Below are 18527 nucleotides of genomic sequence, written 5' to 3' on the forward strand. Positions count from 1 at the left end.
GTCATTCGACCGCCTGAGTTTTATCTTTTTTTTGTCCCACAAGAATCTATTTTCCCTCCCTGGAGGACAAACGTGTCTAAGCGTCGTGTAGTTGTGACCGGACTGGGCATGTTGTCTCCTGTCGGCAATACCGTAGAGTCTACCTGGAAAGCTCTCCTTGCCGGTCAGAGTGGCATCAGCCTGATCGACCATTTCGATACTAGCGCCTATGCAACGAAATTTGCTGGCTTAGTAAAGGATTTTAACTGTGATGACATTATCTCGCGCAAAGAACAGCGCAAGATGGATGCCTTCATTCAATATGGAATTGTCGCTGGCGTTCAGGCCATGCAGGATTCTGGCCTTGAAGTGACGGAAGAGAATGCAACCCGTATTGGCGCCGCTATCGGCTCCGGTATCGGCGGTCTCGGCTTGATCGAAGAAAACCACAGTTCGCTGGTTAACGGCGGACCGCGCAAGATCAGCCCATTCTTCGTTCCTTCCACAATTGTTAACATGGTGGCCGGACATCTGACCATCATGTTTGGTCTGCGTGGGCCAAGTATCTCTATCGCGACCGCGTGTACTTCAGGCGTGCACAACATCGGCCAGGCCGCGCGCATCATCGCCTATGGCGATGCCGATGCGATGGTGGCAGGCGGCGCGGAAAAAGCCAGTACCCCGCTTGGCGTGGGCGGCTTCGGCGCGGCGCGTGCGCTCTCCACGCGCAATGACAACCCGCAGGCGGCGAGCCGTCCGTGGGATAAAGATCGTGACGGCTTCGTGCTGGGCGACGGCGCGGGTATGGTGGTGCTGGAAGAGTACGAGCATGCCAAAAAACGCGGCGCCAAAATCTACGCCGAGATCGTTGGCTTCGGCATGAGCAGCGATGCTTACCACATGACGTCACCGCCGGAAGATGGCGCGGGCGCCGCGCTGGCAATGGTGAATGCTATTCGCGATGCGGGCATCGAACCAGGCCAGATCGGCTACGTCAACGCCCACGGCACCTCGACGCCGGCCGGCGATAAAGCGGAAGCGCAGGCGGTTAAGTCTGTCTTCGGTGATGCGGCGAGCCGCGTACTGGTGAGCTCTACCAAATCCATGACCGGCCATCTGCTGGGTGCGGCAGGGGCGGTAGAGTCGATTTACTCTATCCTGGCGTTGCGCGATCAGGCGGTTCCGCCGACGATCAACCTCGACAACCCGGATGAAGGCTGCGACCTCGACTTCGTTCCACACGAAGCGCGTCAGGTTTCCGGTATGGAGTACACCCTGTGCAACTCCTTCGGCTTTGGCGGCACTAACGGTTCGCTGATCTTCAAAAAAGTGTGACAGGGCTTGCCCCGGCACTGCTTTAACAAAAGGCCCGTTCGTCGGGCCTTTTTTATTCAGCTTTCTCCCCTTGTTCTCTGCTCTGGGTCCTGACACACTGACCGACCAGTGAAAAGGAGTCCTTTATGTTCTTGATAAACGGCGTTGTACAGGACACGTTGGCAGCGAACGATCGCGCCATCCAGTTTGGCGACGGCTGTTTTACCACCGCCCGCATCCAGCAAGGGCAGGTTGCGCTACTGGACGCCCATCTGCAGCGTTTACAGACAACCTGTGAAAAATTACATATCCCATTTAACGACTGGCTGACGCTGAGCGAAGAGATGCAGCGTCTGGCTCGGCCGCACGCGCAGGGCGTGCTCAAGGTGACTCTCACCCGCGGCGTTGGGGGAAGGGGATACAGTACGGCAGGCTGCGTGTCGCCCACTCGCATTCTCAGCTTCTCTCCATACCCGGCGCATTATGCGCGCTGGCGGGAGGAGGGCATTACTCTGACCCAGAGTCCGGTGCCCCTGGGGCGCAACTCCTGGCTTGCCGGCCTGAAGCACCTTAATCGCCTTGAGCAGGTACTGATCCGCTCTCATCTTGAGCAGACGGACGCCGATGAGGCGCTGGTCCTTGACAGTGACGGGTGGCTTACGGAATGCTGTGCCGCGAATTTATTCTGGCGTCAGGGACGTGATGTATTTACTCCGGGACTCGATTATGCCGGGGTCAACGGCATTATGCGGCAGCGCTGTATCGCGCAGCTGGCACCATCGACGTTTCGCGTTGTCGAAGTGACAGCGCGTCCCGAGACGTTGCGGGAGGCCGATGAAGTGCTGATCTGCAATGCGCTGATGCCGCTGGTGCCGGTTCGCCGCTGGGAGGAGACCACCTGGTCCTCGCGTGAGCTTTACCATTTTTTAGCCCCTTTGTGTGAGCTGTCTGGTTAGTATGAAGAAAATGTTACGTTTTATCCTGTTGCTGGTCGTGCTGTTGGGCATCGCCGCGGCGGCAGGCATGTGGAAGGTACGCCAGCTGGCGGACAGCAAGCTGCTGATTAAGGAAGAGACCATCTTTACCCTCGAAGCTGGCACCGGCCGGCTGGCGCTGGGCCAGGATCTCTATCGCGAGAAGGTGATCAATCGCCCGCGCGTTTTCCAGTGGCTGCTGCGGGTGGAACCTGAGCTGTCTCACTTCAAGGCCGGGACCTATCGCTTCACGCCGCAAATGACGGTGCGCGAGATGTTGCAGCTGCTGGCCAGCGGCAAAGAGGCGCAGTTTCCGCTGCGCTTTGTCGAAGGCATGCGCGTCAGCGACTACCTGCGCCAGCTGCGCGATGCCCCGTACGTGAAGCACACGCTTGAAGACGATAGCTACGCGACGGTGGCTAAGGCATTAGGTCTTGAGCATGCCGACTGGGTAGAGGGCTGGTTCTGGCCGGATACCTGGATGTACACCGCCAACACCAGCGATATCGCCATCCTCAAGCGCGCGCATCAGAAAATGGTCGCCGAAGTGGCGAAGGTCTGGGAAGGACGGATGGAGAATCTGCCCTATGCCGATCAGAACCAGCTGTTGACCATGGCCTCGATTATTGAAAAAGAGACCGCGGTAGCGGAAGAGCGCGACCGCGTCGCGTCGGTATTTATCAACCGCCTGCGCATCGGTATGCGCTTGCAGACCGATCCGACCGTAATCTACGGGATGGGCGCAGGATATACTGGTAAGTTAACGCGTAAGGATCTCGAGACGCCGACCGCATACAATACTTATACCATCAGCGGTTTGCCGCCGGGCCCTATCGCGGTGCCGGGCGAGGCCTCGCTGAAGGCGGCCGCCCATCCGGCGAAAACGCCATATCTTTATTTCGTCGCCGACGGGAAAGGGGGCCATACGTTTACCACAAACCTGGTCAGTCATAACCGTGCGGTGCAGGATTATCTGAAAGTACTTAAGGAAAAAAATGCGCAGTAACTATATCGTCATCGAGGGGCTGGAGGGCGCCGGGAAGACCACCGCACGTCAACTGGTGGTGGAGACGCTGCAGTCGGCGGGTATTCACGATATGGTGTTTACCCGCGAGCCGGGGGGCACAATCCTTGCCGAAAAACTGCGTAGCCTGGTGCTGGATATCCAGTCCACGGGCGATGAAGTGATTAACGATAAAGCGGAAGTGCTGATGTTTTACGCGGCGCGCGTCCAGTTGGTGGAGACCGTGATTAAGCCCGCGCTGGCCCGCGGCCAGTGGGTGATCGGCGATCGTCACGATCTGTCGACGCAGGCCTATCAGGGCGGCGGCCGGGGAATTGACCGCACGATGCTGGCGACGCTGCGCGACGCGGTACTCGGTGATTTTCGCCCCAATCTGACGCTGTATCTCGACGTCACGCCGGAAGTGGGGCTGCAGCGCGCCCGGGCCCGCGGCGAGCTGGATCGCATTGAGCAGGAGTCCATGAACTTTTTCAACCGTACCCGCGCGCGCTATCTTGAGCTGGCCGCCGCCGATCCTTCTATCCGCACGGTTGACGCAACTCAGCCGCTGGATGCCGTGGCGCGCGACATTCGCGCCACGATCGCCCAGTGGATGGCGGAGCAAGCGGCATGAAATGGTATCCGTGGCTGCGCCCCTCGTTCGAGCAACTGGTCGGTAGCTATCAGGCCGGACGAGGCCACCACGCCTTACTGTTACAGTCCCTGAACGGGATGGGCGGCGAGGCGTTGATTTACGCGCTGTGCCGCTTCCTGATGTGCCGCCAGCCCGAAGGACATAAAAGCTGCGGCCACTGCCATAGCTGTCAGCTGATGCAGGCCGGCACGCACCCCGATTACTATGCGCTCAGCCCCGAGAAGGGCAAGAGCGCGCTGGGTATTGACGCGGTGCGCGATGTCAATGAAAAGCTCTATGAACATGCACGCCTTGGTGGGGCAAAAGTGGTCTGGATTAGCGATGCTGCCTTGCTGACCGATGCCGCCGCCAACGCGTTGCTGAAAACGCTGGAGGAGCCCCCGGAGAATACCTGGTTCTTCCTCGCCTGCGAGGAGCCGGCGCGTCTGCTGACCACTCTGCGCAGCCGCTGTCGCCTGCATCATCTGGCGCCGCCGTCTGAGCCTTATGCTCTGGCCTGGCTGGAGCGTGAGGTGAGCCTGCCGCAGGAGTCATTGTTGACCGCGTTACGCCTGTGCGCCAGCGCGCCGGCTGCGGCGCTCGAACTGTTACAGGAACCGCTGTGGACGGCGCGGCAGCAGTTGTGTCAGGCGCTGGCGGCTACCCTGGCGAGCGGTGACTGGCTGGCGCTGCTGCCGATACTCAATCATGAACAGGCGGCGGTTCGCCTGCACTGGCTGGCGTCGCTGCTGGTCGATGCGCAAAAACGACAGCAGGGGATTACCCTGGTGAGTAACCCTGACGTCTGGCCGCTGCTGGAGCAGCTGGCGCACAGCCTGCCCGCCGCCCGGCTGCAGGCGATTGCCCATGACGTCTGTACCTGCCGCGAGCAATTGCTCAACGTTGTCGGTGTCAACCGCGAACTGCTGCTTACCGAGCGCCTGCTGCGCTGGGAACATTACCTGCAACCCGGGACGGTTTTACCCGTCTCCCACCTCTGAGTGAGACATTATGTTTTTAGTCGACTCCCACTGTCATCTTGATGGTCTGGATTATCAAACTCTACACAAAAACGTCGACGACGTGCTGGCAAAAGCGGCCGCACGCGATGTGAAATTTTGCCTCGCCGTCGCCACGACGCTGCCTGGCTACCGCAGTATGCGCGAACTGGTGGGGACGCGTGACAACGTCGTCTTCTCCTGTGGCGTACACCCATTAAACCAGGACGAGCCCTGGGAGGTAGAGACTCTGCGCGCGCTGGCAGCGGAAGAGGGCGTCGTGGCGATGGGGGAGACCGGTCTGGATTATTTTTATACCCCGGAAACTAAAGCCCAACAGCAAAGCTCGTTCCGCGACCACATTCGTATCGGCCGTGAGCTCAATAAGCCGGTGATCGTCCATACCCGTGACGCGCGTGCCGATACTCTGGCTATTTTGCGCGAAGAAAAGGTGACGGATTGCGGTGGCGTACTACACTGTTTCACTGAGGACAGGGAGACAGCGGGCAAGCTGCTCGATATGGGGTTCTATATCTCGTTTTCCGGTATCGTCACTTTTCGTAACGCCGAGCAGCTGCGTGATGCGGCGCGCTACGTGCCGCTGGATCGCCTGCTGGTTGAAACCGATTCGCCGTACCTGGCGCCGGTCCCCCACCGCGGCAAAGAGAACCAGCCGGCGCTGGTCCGTGACGTTGCCGAGTATATGGCGGTACTGAAGGGGGTGTCGCTTGAGCAGCTGGCTCAGCAGACCACCGACAATTTTGCCACCCTGTTCCACATCGACCCCGCCCGTTTGCAACCTGCTTGATCTGCTTATTATTTTAAGGCTCGTAATTAATAGCCAAAGCGAGTAAAGTTCACCGCCACAAAAGTGGCGGTGAAGGTTTTTTAGCAACATCTGGATACAATTTATGTAAGTTGATGTAAATTTTTACCGGAAGGCTGATTGAAACGTGATAGCCGTCAAACAATCATCCCGTTAATTATTTTACTCTGTGTAATAAATAAAGGGCGCTTAGATGTCCTGTCCACGGCACGGTTCTCCCCCCGGGCCAATGCGTGAAAGCGTAAAAAAGTACCAAATACTCAGGAGCACTCTCAATTATGTTTAAGAATGCATTTGCTAACCTGCAGAAGGTCGGTAAATCGCTGATGCTGCCGGTATCCGTACTGCCTATCGCAGGTATCCTGCTGGGCGTCGGTTCCGCTAACTTCAGCTGGCTGCCAGCCGTGGTCTCCCACGTTATGGCAGAAGCAGGCGGTTCAGTTTTCGCCAATATGCCGCTGATCTTCGCTATCGGTGTGGCCCTCGGCTTCACCAATAACGACGGTGTATCCGCACTGGCTGCAGTCGTGGCTTACGGCATCATGGTGAAAACCATGGCGGTTGTTGCGCCGCTGGTGCTGCATTTACCTGCTGACGAGATTGCGGCAAAACACCTTGCTGATACCGGCGTGCTTGGCGGTATTATCTCCGGTGCTATCGCCGCCTACATGTTCAACCGCTTCTATCGCATCAAGCTGCCAGAATATCTCGGCTTCTTTGCGGGCAAGCGTTTTGTGCCGATTATCTCTGGTCTGGCCGCTATCTTCACCGGCGTGATCCTCTCCTTCATTTGGCCGCCGATCGGCTCCGCGATCCAAACCTTCTCCCAGTGGGCTGCTTATCAGAACCCAGTGGTGGCGTTTGGTATCTACGGTTTCATCGAACGTTGCCTGGTGCCGTTTGGTCTGCATCACATCTGGAACGTTCCTTTCCAGATGCAGATCGGCGAATACACCAACGCGGCTGGTCAGGTGTTCCACGGCGATATCCCGCGCTACATGGCAGGCGACCCGACGGCGGGCAAACTGTCTGGCGGCTTCCTGTTCAAAATGTATGGTCTGCCGGCAGCGGCTATCGCTATTTGGCACTCTGCTAAACCGGAAAACCGCGCCAAAGTGGGCGGTATCATGATCTCCGCCGCGCTGACCTCGTTCCTGACCGGTATCACCGAGCCGATCGAGTTCTCGTTCATGTTCGTGGCGCCGATCCTGTACGTTATCCATGCCATTCTGGCGGGCCTGGCGTTCCCGATCTGTATCCTGCTGGGTATGCGTGACGGTACCTCGTTCTCTCACGGCCTGATCGACTTTATCGTGCTGTCCGGTAACAGCAGCAAGCTGTGGCTGTTCCCGATTGTTGGTATCTGCTATGCGATCGTGTACTACGTCATTTTCCGTGTGCTGATTAAAGCCCTGGATCTGAAAACTCCGGGTCGTGAAGACACCACCGAAGAGAGCAAAGCTGGCGCCACCAGCGAGATGGCTCCGGCTCTGGTCGCCGCTTTCGGCGGTAAAGAGAACATCACCAACCTCGACGCATGTATTACTCGTCTGCGTGTTAGCGTGGCGGATGTAGCGAAAGTTGACCAGGCTGGCCTGAAAAAACTGGGCGCCGCTGGCGTGGTAGTGGCAGGTTCTGGCGTACAGGCCATCTTCGGTACCAAGTCCGATAACCTGAAAACTGAAATGGATGAGTACATCCGTAACAGTTAAGACGTAGTATCGGGGAGACTAAGGCAGCCAACTGGCTGCCTTTTTTATGCGCTAAAGTCGGTGCCCCACAAGCGATAACCCTGAAAACAGTCCGCCATATGCTTATTCCCTCAGCAGCTAAGTCTATAGTTGAATAAGAAAAAGAGCTTTCAGGTTGAAAGAGAGGGAGAATGTCGCTCATACTCTTAGCGGAACCTGTGCGTCCGCGTTTATCTGCAGAAGCAGGCCAGCGCACGGGATAAAACTTATAAGGAATCAGTCATGGCAGAAGAAACGATTTTCAGCAAAATCATTCGCCGGGAGATCCCGTCGGATATTGTCTATCAGGATGAGCTTGTGACCGCTTTTCGCGACATCTCCCCGCAGGCGCCCACCCATATTCTGATTGTCCCGAATGTTCTGATTCCTACCGTAAATGACGTCACCGCTGAACATGAGCTGGCGCTGGGCCGGATGATGACCGTCGCGGCGAAGATCGCCCGCGATGAAGGTCTTGCCGACGATGGCTATCGGTTGATCGTCAACTGCAACCGCCACGGCGGCCAGGAAGTGTACCATATCCATATGCATCTGCTGGGCGGTCGTCCGCTTGGCCCGATGCTGGCGCACAAAGGCTAACGTCATGCTCAGGACCCTTTTGGGCGCGTGTCTGGCGGCGGGGCTACTCGCCGGGTGTAGTTCACACCCGGAGATCCCGGTTTCTGACCAGCAGGCGCTGGTGATGGAGTCGAGCGTGCTGGCGGCGGGGATCAGCGCCAGCGAGCCTGCCGTCGTGGCGACAGAGATTCAGGCTACCGCCTCCTCAACGCTATATAACGAGCGCCAGCAGCCGGTTACCGTGCACTATCGTTTTTTCTGGTATGACGCCCGAGGGCTGGAGATGCATCCGCTGGACGCGCCGCGCACCATCGTGGTACCGGCCCGCTCCTCGGTCACGTTATATAGCAGCGCCAATATCCTGGGGGCGCATAAGGCCCGCCTTTATCTTTATCTGTAAGGGGTAATTATAATGATGAAAATGTGTCGCTATGCGTTAATCACAGCACTGGCGATATTCCTCGCAGGCTGTGCGGGGTTGCGGGAGCAGCCCGCGCCGGTAGAAGAGGCCAAACCGCAGCCGCAGCAGCCTGGGCCGATTGAGCATCAGGATCAGCAGTCGGGTCAGCCGGCGCCGCGCGTGCGTCATTATGACTGGAACGGCGCGGTTCAGCCGCTGGTGGGGCAGATGCTGCAGGCGAGTGGGGTCAATGCCGGCAGTATTCTGCTGGTTGACAGCGTGAACAACCGCACCAACGGTTCGCTGAATGCTGGAGAAGCCACCACTGCGCTACGTAGTGCGCTGGCCGGTAACGGCAAATTTACCCTGGTATCGGCGCAGCAGCTGGCGGTCGCCAAGCAGCAGCTGGGCCTGTCGCCGCAGGACAGCCTCGGCAGCCGCAGCAAAGCCATGGGCATCGCCCGCAACGTGGGCGCGCAGTATGTGCTTTACTCCAATGCCACCGGCAACGTCAACGCGCCTGAGCTGAAAATGCAGCTCATGCTGGTGCAAACCGGTGAGATAATCTGGTCAGGTAAAGGTGCTGTTCAGCAACAATAAGCTAACGCGCGACGAGCTCTTGTCGCGCTTCTTTCCCCATTATCATCCTGTCGCCTCGCTGAGCCAGAGTGGCCTCAGCGGCGGCAGTGTGATTATTAGCGACGGCGACCGGCGGCACGTGCTGCGTCAGCCGCACGATCCGTCTGCCGCCACTTACCATTTTCGCCGTCAGTATCACGCACTCCGCCGACTGCCTGCCAGGCTGGCGCCAACCCCGCTGTTTTACTCACCCTGCTGGATGGTGGTGGAGTATTGCACAGGGGAGGTGAAAAGCGAGTTACCGGCCTCCCCGCAGCTGTCAGGCTTATTGTATGATTTGCATCAGCAACCGCGGTTTGGCTGGCGGGTTAGCCTCACACCACTGCTGGCCCAGTACTGGCAGAGGTGCGATCCGGCGCGGCGCAAGCCGCGTTGGCTGCGCTGGCATCAGCGGCTGCGCCGCCAGGGCGAGCCCCGTCCCCTGCGGCTGGCGCCGCTGCACATGGACGTCCATGCCGGCAATATTATTCATAATGAGTCCGGCCTGAGGCTGATCGACTGGGAATATGCCGGCGATGGCGATATCGCGCTGGAGCTGGCCGCGGTGTGGATCACGCCTGGCGAGCGCCGTCGGCTGGTAGAAGCGTATGCCCGGCGGGCGGCCATCGACGCGCAGCTGCTTTGGCGGCAGGTTGCACTCTGGCGCCCGTGGGTACTGCTGTTGATGGCGGGCTGGTATGAAATGCGCTGGCGGCAGAGCGGGGACCGGCAATTTATCACGCTGGCAGATGAAACATGGTGTCAGTTAGACAACGAACGTAAAGGATAAGAGAGGTCAGTGTGGGCCCAGTGATGTTGGATGTCGAAGGGTATGAGCTGGATGCGGAAGAGCGAGAAATTCTGGCGCATCCGCTGGTGGGAGGGTTGATCCTCTTTACCCGAAATTATCACGATCCGGCGCAGCTGCGCGAGCTGGTGCGCCAGATCCGCGACGCCTCCCGGAACCACCTGGTGGTGGCGGTCGATCAGGAAGGGGGGCGGGTTCAGCGTTTCCGCGAAGGGTTTACCCGTTTACCGGCGGCCCAGTCTTTCGCCGCGCTGCTGGGGATGGAAGAGGGGGGCAAACTGGCCGCCGAAGCCGGCTGGCTGATGGCCAGCGAAATGATCGCCATGGATATCGATATTAGTTTTGCGCCAGTGCTGGACGTCGGCCATATCAGCGCCGCAATCGGCGAACGTTCTTATCATGAAGATCCGCAGAAAGCGCTGACGATGGCGCGTCACTTCATTGACGGGATGCACGCCGCGGGCATGAAAACCACCGGCAAACACTTCCCGGGACACGGGGCGGTGACTGCCGATTCGCACAAAGAGACGCCGTTCGATCCGCGGGCGGCATCGGTTATCCGCGACCATGATATGGCGGTGTTCAAAAGCCTTATCGCCGAGCAGCGTCTGGACGCCATTATGCCGGCGCATGTGATTTACCCGGAGCTCGATCCGCGTCCGGCCAGCGGCTCGGCGTACTGGCTGAAAACGGTGCTGCGCGGCGAACTGGGCTTTGACGGGGTGATTTTCTCCGACGATCTGTCGATGGAAGGGGCGGCGATCATGGGCAGCTATGCCGAACGCGGTCAGGCATCGCTCGACGCCGGTTGCGATATGATCCTCGTCTGCAATAATCGTAAAGGCGCGGTCAGTGTGCTGGATAACCTGTCGCCGATCAAAGCAGAGCGTGTTACGAAATTGTATCATAAAGGTTCCTTTTCCCGTCAGGAGTTAAGGGATTCAGCCCGTTGGAAAACGGTGAGTGCCCAGCTGGAGCAGCTTCATGCGCGCTGGCAAGAGGCAAAGTCCGCGTAACGCTCTACGGGGCGTTGTTGTCTGGTGAGGATGCGATGATTATCTATTTACACGGTTTTGACTCGAACAGCCCCGGTAACCATGAGAAGGTGATGCAGCTGCAGTTTATCGACCCGGACGTGCGGTTGATTAGCTACAGCACGCGGCATCCCAAGCACGATATGCAGCATTTGCTGAAAGAGGTCGATAAAATGCTGCAGCTCACTGCCGATGACCGGCCGCTGATCTGCGGCGTCGGCCTTGGCGGCTACTGGGCGGAGCGGATTGGTTTTCTGTGCGATATCCGCCAGGCGGTGTTCAATCCAAACCTGTTTCCGCATGAGAACATGGAAGGCAAAATCGACCGACCGGAAGAGTATGCTGACATCGCCACCAAGTGCGTGACCAACTTCCGCGAGAAGAACCGCGATCGCTGCCTGGTGGTGCTTTCCCGCCAGGACGAGGCGTTGGACAGCCAGCGTTCCGCCGATCTCCTGCACCACTATTATGAAATTATCTGGGATGAAGAGCAGACCCATAAGTTTAAAAATATCTCGCCGCATCTGCAGCGGCTGAAAGCGTTTAAAACCCTCGGCTAACTGCTTTTCCCTTGTTCCCAAACCCGCGTCGGGTTCACCACGCGGGTTTTTTCATGTCTACACTTATTGGTTTCGCTGAAAAAATACGCGACAAAACTTGATGCACATCAATTTTGGTATGACCAATGCACCGTTCATGGTATTCTCGACAGTGTTGAATGGTTTCATTAACGTAACTTGTTGTTAAATAAAGGCTATTTCAATAACTTTTATTTAACAATTGGTTAATAATTTTAGGGATACACATGACTACGCCATTGAAAAAAATCGTAATTGTGGGTGGCGGCGCTGGCGGACTGGAACTGGCAACTCAGCTGGGGAGAAAGTTAGGGCGCCATAAGAAAGCGAAAATCACTCTGGTGGACCGTAACCACAGCCATCTGTGGAAGCCGCTGCTGCACGAAGTGGCCACCGGTTCTCTGGATGAAGGCGTTGATGCGCTGAGCTATCTGGCCCATGCCCGCAACCACGGTTTCCAGTTCCAGCTGGGCTCGGTGGTCGATATCAACCGCGAAGGGAAAACCATCACCCTCGGCGAGCTGCGCAATGAAAAAGGCGAGCTGCTGGTGGCTGAGCGTAAACTGCCGTACGACACGCTGGTCATGGCGTTGGGCAGTACCTCGAATGACTTTAATACCCCTGGCGTAAAAGAGAACTGCATTTTCCTCGACAACCCGCACCAGGCGCGTCGCTTCCATCAGGAAATGCTCAACCTGTTCCTTAAATACTCTGCTAACCTCGGCGCTAACGGTAAAGTAAATATCGCCATCGTCGGCGGCGGCGCCACCGGCGTGGAGCTCTCCGCTGAGTTGCACAATGCGGTGAAACAGCTGCACAGCTACGGCTACAAAGGGCTGACCAACGAAGCGCTGAACGTCACGCTGGTCGAGGCGGGCGAGCGCATTCTGCCTGCGCTGCCGCCGCGCATTTCCGGGGCAGCGCATAATGAGCTGACTAAGCTGGGCGTACGGGTGCTGACGCAGACCATGGTCACCAGCGCGGATGCGGGCGGCCTGCACACTAAAGATGGCGAATATATTGAGGCGGATCTAATGGTCTGGGCGGCGGGGATCAAAGCGCCAGATTTCATGAAAGAGATCGGCGGCCTCGAAACCAACCGTATCAATCAGCTGGTGGTCGAGCCGACGCTGCAGACTACCCGCGATGCGGATATTTTCGCCATCGGCGACTGCGCCTCCTGCGCCCGTCCGGAAGGCGGCTTTGTGCCTCCGCGGGCCCAGGCGGCGCACCAGATGGCTACCTGCGCGCTGAACAACATCCTGGCGCAGATGAAAGGCAAACCGCTGAAGGCGTACACCTATAAAGACCATGGCTCGCTGGTGTCGCTTTCAAATTACTCCACCGTCGGCAGCCTGATGGGTAACCTGATGCGCGGTTCGATGATGGTGGAAGGGCGCATTGCGCGCTTCGTGTACATCTCCCTGTACCGTATGCACCAGATTGCCCTGCATGGTTACTTCAAGACCGGCCTGATGATGCTGGTCGGGCGCATCAACCGCATCATTCGCCCGCGCCTGAAGCTGCACTAATCGCTGTCGCGACCCGGAGGCGCGCTCTGAGGGCGCCTCCGGGCTCTTCTGCTGAAACCGCAGAGATCCCGCTCGGAATCCTCTGAATCCCTTTGATTTGCAGCGAATTCTCGCGCTTTTCATCCGCTATCTGATTTGCGCCCTCCCGGCTCCGGTTGCAAAATTGTATCAACAGCAACAAAGGAGGAACTCCCGTGAATAAATCTATGTTGGCGGGTATAGGGATAGGCGTGGCTGCCGCGCTGGGCGTTGCAGCTGTCGCTGGTCTCAACGTGTTGGATCGCGGCCCGCAGTATGCGCAAGTGGTCTCCAGTACACCGATTAAAGAAACCGTGAAAACGCCGCGTCAGGAATGCCGCAATGTCACGGTGACTCATCGTCGTCCGGTACAGGATGAAAACCGCATCGCCGGTTCGGTGCTGGGCGCGGTAGCGGGCGGGGTGATTGGCCACCAGTTTGGCGGCGGTCACGGACGCAGCGTGGCGACGGTTGTAGGTGCGCTGGGCGGCGGCTATGCAGGCAACCAGATCCAGGGCGCGATGCAGGACAACGATACCTACACCACCACCCAGCAGCGCTGCAAAACGGTGTATGACAAATCCGATAAAATGCTCGGCTACGATGTGACCTATAAGATAGGCGATCAGCAGGGGAAAATCCGCATGGATCACGATCCCGGCAGCCAGATCCCGCTGGACAACAACGGCCAGCTGGTCCTGAACAACAAAATCTAAAAACAGATTTGTGTAGTGATTAGCCCCTCAATCGCTCAGGCTGAGGGGCTTTTTTTATCAGAAGGTTAAGGCGTAGTTCAGACCAAAGGTGCGGCCACGACCTTTGTACTCATACAGCGATGAACTGCCGTAGGTTGGGCTGTAGAGCAGCGGCGCGCGCTGGCCCCAGATAGTGACATAGTCTTCGTTAAGCAGGTTTTCGATACTGAAGGTCAGTTTCCCCACCGGCAGCGCGTAACTACCGATAAAATCGACGGTGTTATAGCCTTCCAGCTTGTTGCCGGCGGCATCGCTGAGGTCAAATACCTGCTGACTCTGCACGCGCAGGCTCCACGGATCCGGCGCCCAGCCCACCCAGGCGGTGGCTTTAGACGGCGAGGCGAGGGTGACGTCCCATTTTTGCCAGCGGCCGTCGGTCTGCACCTGGGATTTCAGCACGTTGAAGTTACCGCCGACGCTCCAGTCGCTATCCGGAATAAAGTAGTCGACCGCCCCCTCAACGCCGTAAATACGCCGTTTGTCGGACTGAACGTCGATGGTCATGTCGGTGCGGTTGACGACAATGGTCTTATCCGAGGTCGAGTAATACGCCGCCAGCTGGGTGCGCAGGTTATCGCCGGTGTAGCGCCAGCCCAGCTCATACGAGTTAACTTTGATCCCCTGCAGCGGCGAGTCATCGACGTTGACGCTGGAGATCAGCGGCAGATGACCATTCACCGCAGCGCCATATTTACCGATGCCATAGTATTTACCAGGGTCCGGTAGCTCGACGCCCTGCGAGAAGTTAAACCAGGTTTGTTGACGCTCGGTCAGGTGGGCCACGATCCCGGCGTTAAACAGGAAATTGTCATAATCGGTTTTGCCGCCTTTGATGGCGTCGGCGGAGCGCGCTTTGCCGTTGGCGATATCCTGCTGCTGGGCGTAGCCGACAAAGTCGTCGACCCGGTTTTCGGTCCACTGGTAGCGCACCCCGCCGCTGACGGTAAAGATATCGTTCAGATCGTAGCTGGACTGCAGGAATGGCGCGACATTGGAAATACTGTATCCCGGGTAGCGGCCGGTTGTGTAGATCGATTCGTTGTGCAACCCGCCGGAGGCCATCGATTGTGGCAGATCGAAGAACATCTGGTTGGCATTAAAGGTCTCATGATCGGCGTCGAGACCCCAGGTGAGATCCCACCCCGCCAGCGGTTGACTGTTGAGGGTCAGCTTGGCCCCATACTGATCGGTATCCTGCTGCGACGAGGAGAAGCTACTGACCTGACCTTTCGTGAGCGTCGGGAACGGATAGAAGGTGAGGGACTCATCGCGATAGTACACCTGGCTCACCAGATTCTGGCCGAAAAAGTCGGCATCGGAGTACTGGAGGCTGATCAGATGGCGTTCGGTGCCGGAGATACGATCGGAATTGAGCCCGTCGGTGGTATACGCTTTGCCGCCGCTGGTGACCGCGGACATGTTCTTCCCGAGCCACAGACCGTAGTCATCATCGCCCTGGCTTTTATAATACTGGGTGACCAGCTGCAGCTGGCGGTTATCATCGATCTCAATCGTCCCCGTCCCCATCACGTCGAGGCGGTCAGAGTGCTGGAGCCCCGTTTGGGTATTATCGAGGATCAGCGCATCGTTATTGCCGTCGTACCAGCCGCCGAAACGCTGATAGGCTACCGACAAGCGGCCGGATGCGTGGTCTGTTCCGCCGCTGACGGCCGCCGCGACGCGCTCATCATGATCGTTGCTGTTCGCAAAACCGCTCTTGCTGCCCACCTCAAGATCGACCTGACGATCCTGCTGCCCCTTTTTGGTAACGATGTTGATAAGCCCGCCGGTACTGCCCCCGCCGTACAGCGAGGTCGCTCCGGAGATCACTTCGATATGTTCGATGTTGAATGGATCGATGGCGTCGAGCTGGCGGCTGTCGGTGCGTGAGGAGTTGAGCCGGACTCCGTCAATCAGCACGACGATCGCGCGCCCGCGCATGTTCATCCCATAGTTGGTCCGCCCCTGGCTGCTGACGTCGATGCCGGGGATCAGCTGCGCCAGCACGTCTTTGAACTCTTTCCCGCCCTGGACCTGCTGCTCAATCTCCTGGCCCTCAATGACCCAGGTGGTTTGGGCCATTTCGGCCACGGTGCGATGGGTGCGGTTTGCGCTAACGATGATGCTGTCTTCATCAGACTGAGCCGCCAGCGCAGGCAGCGTGCTGGCCAGCAGCAGAGGGTGGAGCACCCAGAGGCGCTTTTTCATATCCATTCCTTTTATGAGCAAGTTGCTTTGTCGTTGTTATGGGCCGGCGTCGGCCGGTATTCGTTACAATGCGAAACATCTGGAAAAACTCAAAAAAGGATTTTGCACATAATGAATATCGCAATCAATATCATTTGCGTTTATCTTGCGCGAGAAAAGGTAATAAAAATCAATCTATTTTGTGAGGATAAAGCCAACAGGAGAGCGGATCCGGCGGCAGAATACCGCCGGAAGCAGGGCGCATCAGGACTCGAGGACCTGCGGCCAGAGACGGAGAGTGGTATCGGTGATTTGCATCAGCTTGTCGAAATCCGCGCCTTCCCGGGCGCTAATCGACATCCCCTGCAGAACGCAGTTAAGAAATTGCGCCAGCTGCGCGACATCGCGGCCCGCGGGCAGTTCGCCCTGCGCCTGCCGCTGCTGCAGAAACTGGGTTAGCGCCTGCTCCTGCATCGCATGGCGGGATTTGATGGTATTGGCGATATCCGTCGAGGAGGCGGCCAGCGCGGCGGAGGTATTGATGATAAAGCAGCCGGCCGGCGTCTCTTTGCTGGTAAAGCAGGTGGCGACCGCCGTGAAGTAGTCACGCAACGCGCGAACGACGGATTTTCCCTCGGCAAACAGCACGGCTTCGTGCTTCGCGGCAAAGCGCGAAATGTAACGATCCAACACTGCGCGGAATAGGCCTTCTTTATTCACAAATTCCGCATACAGGGTGGGGGCTTTTGCTCCTGTCGCCTCGACCAGATCGGCGAGCGAGGTCGCCTCATAGCCGTGCTGCCAGAAGAGTGTCATGGCTTTGTCCAGCGCCGCATCCCTGTCGAACACCTTCGGTCGGCCACGGCTTTTTTTGGCGCAACTTTGAACGTCAGTTGTCATGGTGCCGTTGTACCTATGTTGGTTTGGTGAAAGGCCATTATAAAAATAAACGATCGCCGGGGCCAGCGCTGTCGGTTTAAAAATAAATAATTCATATATGTATGAAATTTAAGCATTTTATAAATAGTTAAACGGTCGTTATAAAAATGCATTGACGTGTGACATAGATCACATTATTATTTACCTATCGATCGTTAAGTTAATGCTTGCGACCCTACTATAAAATTCATCTGCACAGGTATAATAATCATGAAAACCGTTAATACTCTGGCTATTGCCGCCGTTTTAAGTTCCCTTTCTTTCGCCAGCTTTGCCGCTGTAGAGGTGCAGTCCACCCCTGCAGGACAGCATAAAGTAGGCACCATCTCTGCTTCTGCCGGGACTAACCTGGGCTCGCTGGAAGACCAGCTGGCGCAGAAAGCGGATGAGATGGGCGCCACTTCATACCGTATTACTTCGGTAACCGGTCCGAATACCCTTCACGGTACCGCCGTTATCTACAAGTAAGCCCGATGCGTCGCTGCCCGGCCCCCTTCACCGGACGGCGATGAGTAAGACCCTGTTGTACCCCTGTTTGACCCTTGCCAACAAAAAACCCGCCATCAGGCGGGTTTTTTGTTTTATGCAGCGTAAGACTACAGCGACCGCGGTCCAGGCTCAGCATGACGGGTGACGTCAATCGGCATGCCCGAGCGGTAATTCATCGCGCGCTCCATCACCGTCCCGTCGGTCTGCGGCGCCTGTTTGAACGCAGTCATGGCCGCATTAAGCGTAATGGGCAGGGTCTGCGGGTCGTCATCGATATGCTCAGACAGCGGCTGATGGACCTCAACCAGACGGCGGCCATCCGGCTCAACCGACGCCTTGATCGGCGTGTTGATAATGTTCACCTTCGTGCCCGGCGAGATAGTGTTGTACAGCGCCTTGATATCGTTATCGCGCAGACGAATGCAGCCGGAACTGACGCGCATACCGATGCCGAAATCGGCATTGGTGCCGTGCAGGAGATATACTCCGCCATAGGCGGCGAGGCGGATGGCGTGATGGCCCATCGGATTGTCAGGACCAGCAGGCACTACCGCCGGCAGCTCAATCCCCATAGCCTTGTAGCGCGCGCGAATGTTGGCGGTAGGTGTCCAGGTCGGATTGGCCCGTTTGTCGGACACGGTTGTGACCATCGTCGGTGTGATGGTGGTCCCACCCAGCTGACCGATGCCGATTGGGTAGACGGTCACTTCATTCTTGCCCGGCGGGTAATAGTAGAGGCGCAGTTCGGCGAGGTTAATCACCAGCCCTTCGCGCGGCGCATCGGGCAGCAGCGTCTGCAGGGGGATGGTCAGCACGCTGCCGGCGCGCGGAACATAGGGGTCAACCCCGGGATTGGCCTGCAGCAGGGCCAGGAAGCCGACATTGTACTTCTTGGCAATCGCTTCCAGCGAACCGCCGTCATCCTGTACCACATGAAACTGATTCTGACCCACCAGCCGGCTGCCCGGCGGGGGAAGGGGCCAGGTGTTAGCGCGCGCGGGGAGGGCCAGCGCGGCGACTAACGCGACTAGCGTCAGCCAAAGCGTCACGGGGAAACGGTTTCTCATTACCATAACTCCAAAATATGTAAGTGGTTATTTTTATACGAAAAGCAGATGAGATTATGGCGTGA

General features: G+C 57.6%; 21 protein-coding genes. 17 read left to right on the forward strand and 4 right to left on the reverse strand.

The features are described from left to right. Positions 1 to 72 precede the first annotated feature (72 nt). The 15 genes from fabF to DR88_RS17015 all read left to right on the forward strand — a co-directional run bounded on the left by fabF (position 73) and on the right by DR88_RS17015 (position 13741). On the forward strand, positions 73 to 1314 hold the full coding sequence (fabF, locus tag DR88_RS17085) for a beta-ketoacyl-ACP synthase II (RefSeq protein WP_002900666.1): 1242 nt from the start codon (positions 73 to 75) through the stop codon (positions 1312 to 1314). A 125-nt stretch (positions 1315 to 1439) separates the two neighbouring features. Next, the gene (gene pabC, locus DR88_RS17080) at positions 1440 to 2249 is read left to right on the forward strand and encodes an aminodeoxychorismate lyase (RefSeq protein ID WP_014907849.1); all 810 of its coding nucleotides are present in this window, start codon (positions 1440 to 1442) and stop codon (positions 2247 to 2249) included. A 1-nt stretch (position 2250) separates the two neighbouring features. Continuing rightward, positions 2251 to 3273: a cell division protein YceG gene (gene yceG / locus DR88_RS17075; protein WP_002900671.1), complete on the forward strand. Its 1023-nt coding sequence runs from the start codon at positions 2251 to 2253 to the stop codon at positions 3271 to 3273. Further along, complete coding sequence (gene tmk / locus DR88_RS17070) at positions 3263 to 3904, forward strand: dTMP kinase (protein WP_002900674.1); 642 nt, start codon at positions 3263 to 3265, stop codon at positions 3902 to 3904. Before yceG ends, tmk begins: the two co-directional genes overlap by 11 nt. Further along, on the forward strand, positions 3901 to 4905 hold the full coding sequence (gene holB / locus DR88_RS17065) for a DNA polymerase III subunit delta' (RefSeq protein WP_004147932.1): 1005 nt from the start codon (positions 3901 to 3903) through the stop codon (positions 4903 to 4905). Before tmk ends, holB begins: the two co-directional genes overlap by 4 nt. 10 nt (positions 4906 to 4915) lie before the next feature. After that, positions 4916 to 5710, forward strand: coding sequence for a metal-dependent hydrolase (locus tag DR88_RS17060; protein ID WP_004140680.1), 795 nt, complete (start codon positions 4916 to 4918; stop codon positions 5708 to 5710). Positions 5711 to 6006: 296 nt separating this feature from the next. Continuing rightward, a complete protein-coding gene (gene ptsG / locus DR88_RS17055; RefSeq protein WP_002900680.1) occupies positions 6007 to 7440 on the forward strand; it encodes a PTS glucose transporter subunit IIBC in 1434 nt (477 codons plus the stop codon). Positions 7441 to 7701: 261 nt separating this feature from the next. Beyond that, positions 7702 to 8058 (forward strand): purine nucleoside phosphoramidase, encoded by a 357-nt coding sequence (gene hinT / locus DR88_RS17050; RefSeq protein ID WP_002900681.1) that lies wholly within the window; start codon positions 7702 to 7704, stop codon positions 8056 to 8058. 4 nt (positions 8059 to 8062) lie between these two features. Next, positions 8063 to 8437, forward strand: coding sequence for a YcfL family putative periplasmic lipoprotein (locus DR88_RS17045; RefSeq protein ID WP_032443832.1), 375 nt, complete (start codon positions 8063 to 8065; stop codon positions 8435 to 8437). A gap of 21 nt (positions 8438 to 8458) precedes the next feature. Further along, on the forward strand, positions 8459 to 9037 hold the full coding sequence (lpoB, locus tag DR88_RS17040) for a penicillin-binding protein activator LpoB (protein WP_073980583.1): 579 nt from the start codon (positions 8459 to 8461) through the stop codon (positions 9035 to 9037). Further along, complete coding sequence (gene thiK / locus DR88_RS17035; protein ID WP_025860863.1) at positions 9018 to 9845, forward strand: thiamine kinase; 828 nt, start codon at positions 9018 to 9020, stop codon at positions 9843 to 9845. The genes lpoB and thiK overlap by 20 nt, the downstream gene beginning before the upstream one ends. Positions 9846 to 9868: 23 nt before the next feature. Beyond that, positions 9869 to 10879 (forward strand): beta-N-acetylhexosaminidase, encoded by a 1011-nt coding sequence (nagZ, locus tag DR88_RS17030; protein ID WP_004147935.1) that lies wholly within the window; start codon positions 9869 to 9871, stop codon positions 10877 to 10879. Positions 10880 to 10914: 35 nt separating this feature from the next. Beyond that, positions 10915 to 11457, forward strand: a complete 543-nt coding sequence (gene ycfP, locus DR88_RS17025; RefSeq protein WP_002900775.1) for an alpha/beta hydrolase YcfP — start codon at positions 10915 to 10917, stop codon at positions 11455 to 11457. Positions 11458 to 11702: 245 nt separating this feature from the next. Beyond that, positions 11703 to 13007, forward strand: a complete 1305-nt coding sequence (locus DR88_RS17020; RefSeq protein ID WP_002900778.1) for an NAD(P)/FAD-dependent oxidoreductase — start codon at positions 11703 to 11705, stop codon at positions 13005 to 13007. 194 nt (positions 13008 to 13201) lie between these two features. Then, on the forward strand, positions 13202 to 13741 hold the full coding sequence (locus tag DR88_RS17015; protein ID WP_002900781.1) for a glycine zipper 2TM domain-containing protein: 540 nt from the start codon (positions 13202 to 13204) through the stop codon (positions 13739 to 13741). Positions 13742 to 13798: 57 nt separating this feature from the next. On the opposite strand, the gene DR88_RS17010 is transcribed toward DR88_RS17015, so the two are convergent. Further along, positions 13799 to 15988, reverse strand: a complete 2190-nt coding sequence (locus tag DR88_RS17010) for a TonB-dependent siderophore receptor (RefSeq protein ID WP_032443833.1) — start codon at positions 15986 to 15988, stop codon at positions 13799 to 13801. A gap of 68 nt (positions 15989 to 16056) precedes the next feature. Here DR88_RS17010 and DR88_RS30515 point away from each other — a divergent pair, with 68 nt between their 5' ends. Beyond that, on the forward strand, positions 16057 to 16173 hold the full coding sequence (locus tag DR88_RS30515) for a hypothetical protein (protein WP_004147940.1): 117 nt from the start codon (positions 16057 to 16059) through the stop codon (positions 16171 to 16173). Between the two features lie 58 nt (positions 16174 to 16231). Here the strand turns inward: DR88_RS30515 and DR88_RS17005 are convergent, their stop codons facing one another. Beyond that, positions 16232 to 16867 carry a TetR/AcrR family transcriptional regulator gene (locus DR88_RS17005; protein ID WP_032443834.1) on the reverse strand — a complete coding sequence of 212 codons (636 nt, stop codon included), beginning with the start codon at positions 16865 to 16867 and terminating at the stop codon, positions 16232 to 16234. Continuing rightward, entirely contained in the window at positions 16864 to 17019 is a 156-nt protein-coding gene (locus tag DR88_RS30520) for a hypothetical protein (protein ID WP_004147941.1), read from the reverse strand. The genes DR88_RS17005 and DR88_RS30520 overlap by 4 nt, the downstream gene beginning before the upstream one ends. A gap of 97 nt (positions 17020 to 17116) precedes the next feature. Between DR88_RS30520 and bhsA the strand changes: the two genes are divergently transcribed. Beyond that, complete coding sequence (gene bhsA, locus DR88_RS17000) at positions 17117 to 17374, forward strand: multiple stress resistance protein BhsA (protein ID WP_002900788.1); 258 nt, start codon at positions 17117 to 17119, stop codon at positions 17372 to 17374. A gap of 128 nt (positions 17375 to 17502) precedes the next feature. Here the strand turns inward: bhsA and ldtC are convergent, their stop codons facing one another. Beyond that, on the reverse strand, positions 17503 to 18462 hold the full coding sequence (gene ldtC / locus DR88_RS16995; RefSeq protein ID WP_032443835.1) for a L,D-transpeptidase LdtC: 960 nt from the start codon (positions 18460 to 18462) through the stop codon (positions 17503 to 17505). Positions 18463 to 18527 lie beyond the last annotated feature (65 nt).

Origin of the sequence: Klebsiella pneumoniae, from assembly GCF_000742135.1 — a bacterium.
Taxonomy (GTDB): domain Bacteria; phylum Pseudomonadota; class Gammaproteobacteria; order Enterobacterales; family Enterobacteriaceae; genus Klebsiella; species Klebsiella pneumoniae.

Excerpts from the sequence above, each read along its gene's own strand:
- lpoB (WP_073980583.1), top strand. The coding sequence starts at position 8,459 with ATGTGTCGCTATGCGTTAATCACAGCACTGGCGATATTCCTCGCAGGC.
- yceG (WP_002900671.1), top strand. The coding sequence starts at position 2,251 with ATGAAGAAAATGTTACGTTTTATCCTGTTGCTGGTCGTGCTGTTGGGC.
- holB (WP_004147932.1), top strand. The coding sequence starts at position 3,901 with ATGAAATGGTATCCGTGGCTGCGCCCCTCGTTCGAGCAACTGGTCGGT.
- ptsG (WP_002900680.1), top strand. The coding sequence starts at position 6,007 with ATGTTTAAGAATGCATTTGCTAACCTGCAGAAGGTCGGTAAATCGCTG.
- DR88_RS17045 (WP_032443832.1), top strand. The coding sequence starts at position 8,063 with ATGCTCAGGACCCTTTTGGGCGCGTGTCTGGCGGCGGGGCTACTCGCC.
- DR88_RS17010 (WP_032443833.1), bottom strand. The coding sequence starts at position 15,988 with ATGAAAAAGCGCCTCTGGGTGCTCCACCCTCTGCTGCTGGCCAGCACG.
- pabC (WP_014907849.1), top strand. The coding sequence starts at position 1,440 with ATGTTCTTGATAAACGGCGTTGTACAGGACACGTTGGCAGCGAACGAT.
- DR88_RS30520 (WP_004147941.1), bottom strand. The coding sequence starts at position 17,019 with ATGCATTTTTATAACGACCGTTTAACTATTTATAAAATGCTTAAATTT.
- hinT (WP_002900681.1), top strand. The coding sequence starts at position 7,702 with ATGGCAGAAGAAACGATTTTCAGCAAAATCATTCGCCGGGAGATCCCG.
- DR88_RS17020 (WP_002900778.1), top strand. The coding sequence starts at position 11,703 with ATGACTACGCCATTGAAAAAAATCGTAATTGTGGGTGGCGGCGCTGGC.
- DR88_RS17060 (WP_004140680.1), top strand. The coding sequence starts at position 4,916 with ATGTTTTTAGTCGACTCCCACTGTCATCTTGATGGTCTGGATTATCAA.
- nagZ (WP_004147935.1), top strand. The coding sequence starts at position 9,869 with ATGTTGGATGTCGAAGGGTATGAGCTGGATGCGGAAGAGCGAGAAATT.
- ldtC (WP_032443835.1), bottom strand. The coding sequence starts at position 18,462 with ATGAGAAACCGTTTCCCCGTGACGCTTTGGCTGACGCTAGTCGCGTTA.
- tmk (WP_002900674.1), top strand. The coding sequence starts at position 3,263 with ATGCGCAGTAACTATATCGTCATCGAGGGGCTGGAGGGCGCCGGGAAG.
- ycfP (WP_002900775.1), top strand. The coding sequence starts at position 10,915 with ATGATTATCTATTTACACGGTTTTGACTCGAACAGCCCCGGTAACCAT.
- DR88_RS17005 (WP_032443834.1), bottom strand. The coding sequence starts at position 16,867 with ATGACAACTGACGTTCAAAGTTGCGCCAAAAAAAGCCGTGGCCGACCG.
- DR88_RS30515 (WP_004147940.1), top strand. The coding sequence starts at position 16,057 with ATGCGAAACATCTGGAAAAACTCAAAAAAGGATTTTGCACATAATGAA.
- bhsA (WP_002900788.1), top strand. The coding sequence starts at position 17,117 with ATGAAAACCGTTAATACTCTGGCTATTGCCGCCGTTTTAAGTTCCCTT.